This window comes from bacterium (assembly GCA_016873475.1).
GTDB lineage: Bacteria > Krumholzibacteriota > Krumholzibacteriia > JACNKJ01 > JACNKJ01 > VGXI01.
This window is the reverse complement of sequence record VGXI01000293.1, coordinates 1-3,181: the sequence shown is the minus strand read 5'-3', so window position 1 is coordinate 3,181 and position 3,181 is coordinate 1. Positions and strand designations below refer to the sequence as shown.

The following is a 3,181-nucleotide window of genomic DNA, read 5'->3' as shown; positions in this document are numbered from 1 at the left end:
CGCTGGAACTCGGGCGTCTGCACCAGCGCCCAGATCAGGCGATCGCCGGGATCGGCCGTGTCGAGGCTGACGATCCCGTGAATGGTGTCCCTGAGGAAGATCTCGCGGCCGGCCATGATCCTCGCTAGTCGAACCAGAAGCGAAGGCCGAGCCCCGCGTTCAGGCTGAAGTCGGTGTCGGGCGCCAGGTCCATGATCGGCACCAGCTCGAAGAAGAAGTCAAAGCGGTTGCGGTCGAAAGCGTAGGCGAGGCCGATCGGGAAGCGCGCGCCGATCAGCTCGTCCTCGTCGACCAGCTTGGCGCGCACGCCGATGCCGAGGTAGGTGGGCAGTCCCTCACCGTCCACCTCGATCCAGTCGTAGCGATGAAAGAGGATGTCGCCGTGCAGGTGCAGGGCGTCCTCGCCCTCGAAGGACCAGGCCGCGGCCAGGTCGATCGCCTTGCTGCGGCCGGTCCAGTGCTTCAGGCTGAGCCCCGTGGGCTCGCCGATGATGATGCCGAGGCCGGTGTCGCCCGCCGCGGCGGGCAGCGCGCAGACGAGCAGGGCGCAGGCGAGGCAGAGACGCCAGAGCATGGTTGACCTCCCGGTCGGCGAGGGCTGAGCTGACAACATAGCGAAGCCGACGAGTCCTGAAAAGCCATCCCAAGGCCATAAGTGACGGCCTTTTCCCGCTTGAGGCCGCCGCCCGCCCACCCTATCGTGGGGCCATGCCGCCCCAGCTCCTCCTCGCCCGCGAGGTCGTCCTCGCCGGCCCCGCCGGGCCGCTCGTCTTCGGCGGCCGCGCGCCGATCGTCACGCAGACGATGACCGTGGCGGCCACCGAGCGCACCGAGGCGGTCTCCGCCGAGATCTGCGAGCTGGCGGCGGCCGGCGCCGAGCTCGTGCGCGTGACCGTGCAGAGCCCGCGCATTGCCGCGTCGCTCGCCCCCCTGCGCGCGAAGCTCGACGCCGCCGGCGTCAGGGTGCCCCTGGTCGCCGACATCCACTTCAGCCCCGAGGCGGCCCTGCGCGCGGCGGACTTCGTCGAGAAGCTGCGCATCAACCCGGGCAACTTCGCCGATACGCGAAAGCCCCGCAGCGCGCCCTACACGGACGCCGAGTACGCTGCCGAGCTGGCGCGCGTCGGCGAGCGCCTCCTGCCGCTCGTCGAATCGTGCAAGCGCCAGGGGCGAGTCCTGCGCATCGGCAGCAACCACGGCTCGCTCTCCCAGCGCATCCTCTCGCGCTACGGCGACACGCCGCTCGGCATGGTCGAGGCCGCGCTGGAGTACGTGCGCCTGGCCGAGAGCGCGGGCTATCGCGAGCTGGTGATCTCGATGAAGGCCAGCCACGTCGGCGTGATGGTCGAGGCCTACCGCTTGCTCGCGCTTGCCATGCTGCGCCGCGCCGAGGCGGGCGAGGGCGAGGTCTATCCCGTGCACCTGGGCGTCACGGAGGCGGGCGAGGGCGAGGACGCCCGCCTGAAGAGCTACATCGGCATGGGCTCGCTGCTGGAGCTCGGCATCGGCGACACGGTGCGCGTTTCCCTGACGGAGAACGCTCTCGAGGAGCTCCCCGCCGCGCGCGCGCTCGCCGAGCGCTACTCGGATCGCCGCCATGTCGCCGAACCCTGGACCGCGGCCAGCCTCAGCGCCGAGTTCGCCGCGCGCGAGGCCGATCCCGCTACCGGCGCCCTCCCGCACGACGACGCGCTCAGCGGCCTCGATCCGGAGGCGCGCGCCAAACACTTCCCCGTCACCCTGGTTCCCGTGCACTGGCAGCCGGCGATCCAGGACCTGCTCGCGCTCCGCTGGCGGCCGCTGCCGCCCGACCACGTGCGCACGGACGAGCTGGGCCGCCTCGGTCTCGTCGTCGTGCCGAGGGGCATCAGCGCTCGCCTGGCCGAGCCGCGCCTGGAGCCCGCAGCCCGGGAGCGCACCCTGCTCGAGCTGGCGGTCGGCGCCGGCATCCCCCTGCTGGAAGGCCTGGCCCGACGCGTCGCCGTCGAGGCCTCGAGCGGCGAAGAGGCGCTGCGCGGCGTCGAGCTGGGCTACGCGCTGCTCCAGACCACCCGCCTGCGCATGAGCCGCGCGGACTTCATCAGCTGCCCCTCCTGCGGGCGCACGCACTTCGACCTGCAGACCGCCACCCGCCGCATCCGCGAGCGCTTCGGCCACCTCGAAGGCATCAAGATCGCGATCATGGGCTGCGTCGTGAACGGCCCCGGCGAGATGGCCGACGCCGACTTCGGCTACGTGGGTGCGGCGCCCGGCCGCATCGACCTCTACCGCGGGCGCGAGTGCCTGGAGCGCGGCATCCCCGAGGCGCAGGCCGTGGATCGCCTGCAGGCCCTGCTCGCGCAACACGGAATCTGGCGCGAGCCAACCGGGAAGAAGGAGCAGCGATGAGCCCCCTGCTCGTCGCCCTGCTCTGCCTGCCGATCGCCGCGCTCGGCGCCATGGTCGGCATCGGCGGCGGCGTTTTCTTCGTGCCGATCTGGCTCGCGGCGGGCAGCGGCTTCCAGGCCGCCACGGCCACCTCGCTCGTGATGATCGCCGCGATGGGCATCTCGGCTTCGACGGTGTACCTGCGTCGCCACCTGGTCGAGCCGGCCCTGGTGCTCGCGATCGGCCCCAGCGCCTGGCTGCTCAGCTTTCTCTCGGGTGCGCTGTCCGGCCACCTCGACGAGCGGCTGCTGCGCATCGCCTTCGGGATCGTCCTGGTGCCGGTCTCCCTGCTCCTCCTGCGCGAGGCGAAGCCCGCGCCGCCCGCCGCAGGCCCCACCGGCGGCGGCCGCTGGCGCTTCCGGCGCGAACGCGAGGGCGAGAGCTACACGGTGCCGGTGCCGGGGGCGATCGGCGCCGGTGCCCTGGCCGGACTGCTCTCGGGGCTCTTCGGCATCGGGGGCGGCATCGTCGTCGTGCCCATCCTGACGCTGGGTTTTCGCATCCCCACGCGGGTGGCCGTCGCCACCTCGACGCTGCTGCTCGCCATCACCTCGGCCGTGGGCGCGGCTGGCCACGCCGTGGCCGGCCACGTCCCCTGGCTCGCCGCCCTCGCCGGCGCTGCGGCGGCCCTGATCGGCGGGCAGATCGGCGCGCGGCTGACGGCGCGCATCAAGCCGCGGCGCCTGCGCCAGCTCCTGGCGCTGGTGCTGCTGGTGGTCGCGGTCTGGGTGGAGATCCAGGCAGTAGGTATTTT

3 protein-coding genes are annotated in these 3,181 nt (G+C 72.5%); 2 read left to right on the top strand and 1 reads right to left on the bottom strand.

All coding sequences use genetic code 11. The annotated features are described in order from the left end of the window. Positions 1-124 precede the first annotated feature (124 nt). Positions 125-574 carry a hypothetical protein gene (locus tag FJ251_14885; protein MBM4118987.1) on the bottom strand — a complete coding sequence of 150 codons (450 nt, stop codon included), beginning with the start codon at positions 572-574 and terminating at the stop codon, positions 125-127. Positions 575-708: 134 nt separating this feature from the next. Between FJ251_14885 and ispG the strand changes: the two genes are divergently transcribed. Further along, positions 709-2,388: a (E)-4-hydroxy-3-methylbut-2-enyl-diphosphate synthase gene (gene ispG, locus FJ251_14880; protein ID MBM4118986.1), complete on the top strand. Its 1,680-nt coding sequence runs from the start codon at positions 709-711 to the stop codon at positions 2,386-2,388. Beyond that, a partial coding sequence (locus FJ251_14875; GenBank protein MBM4118985.1) for a sulfite exporter TauE/SafE family protein occupies positions 2,385-3,181 on the top strand: 797 nt, incomplete at its 3' end. The genes ispG and FJ251_14875, both read left to right, overlap by 4 nt.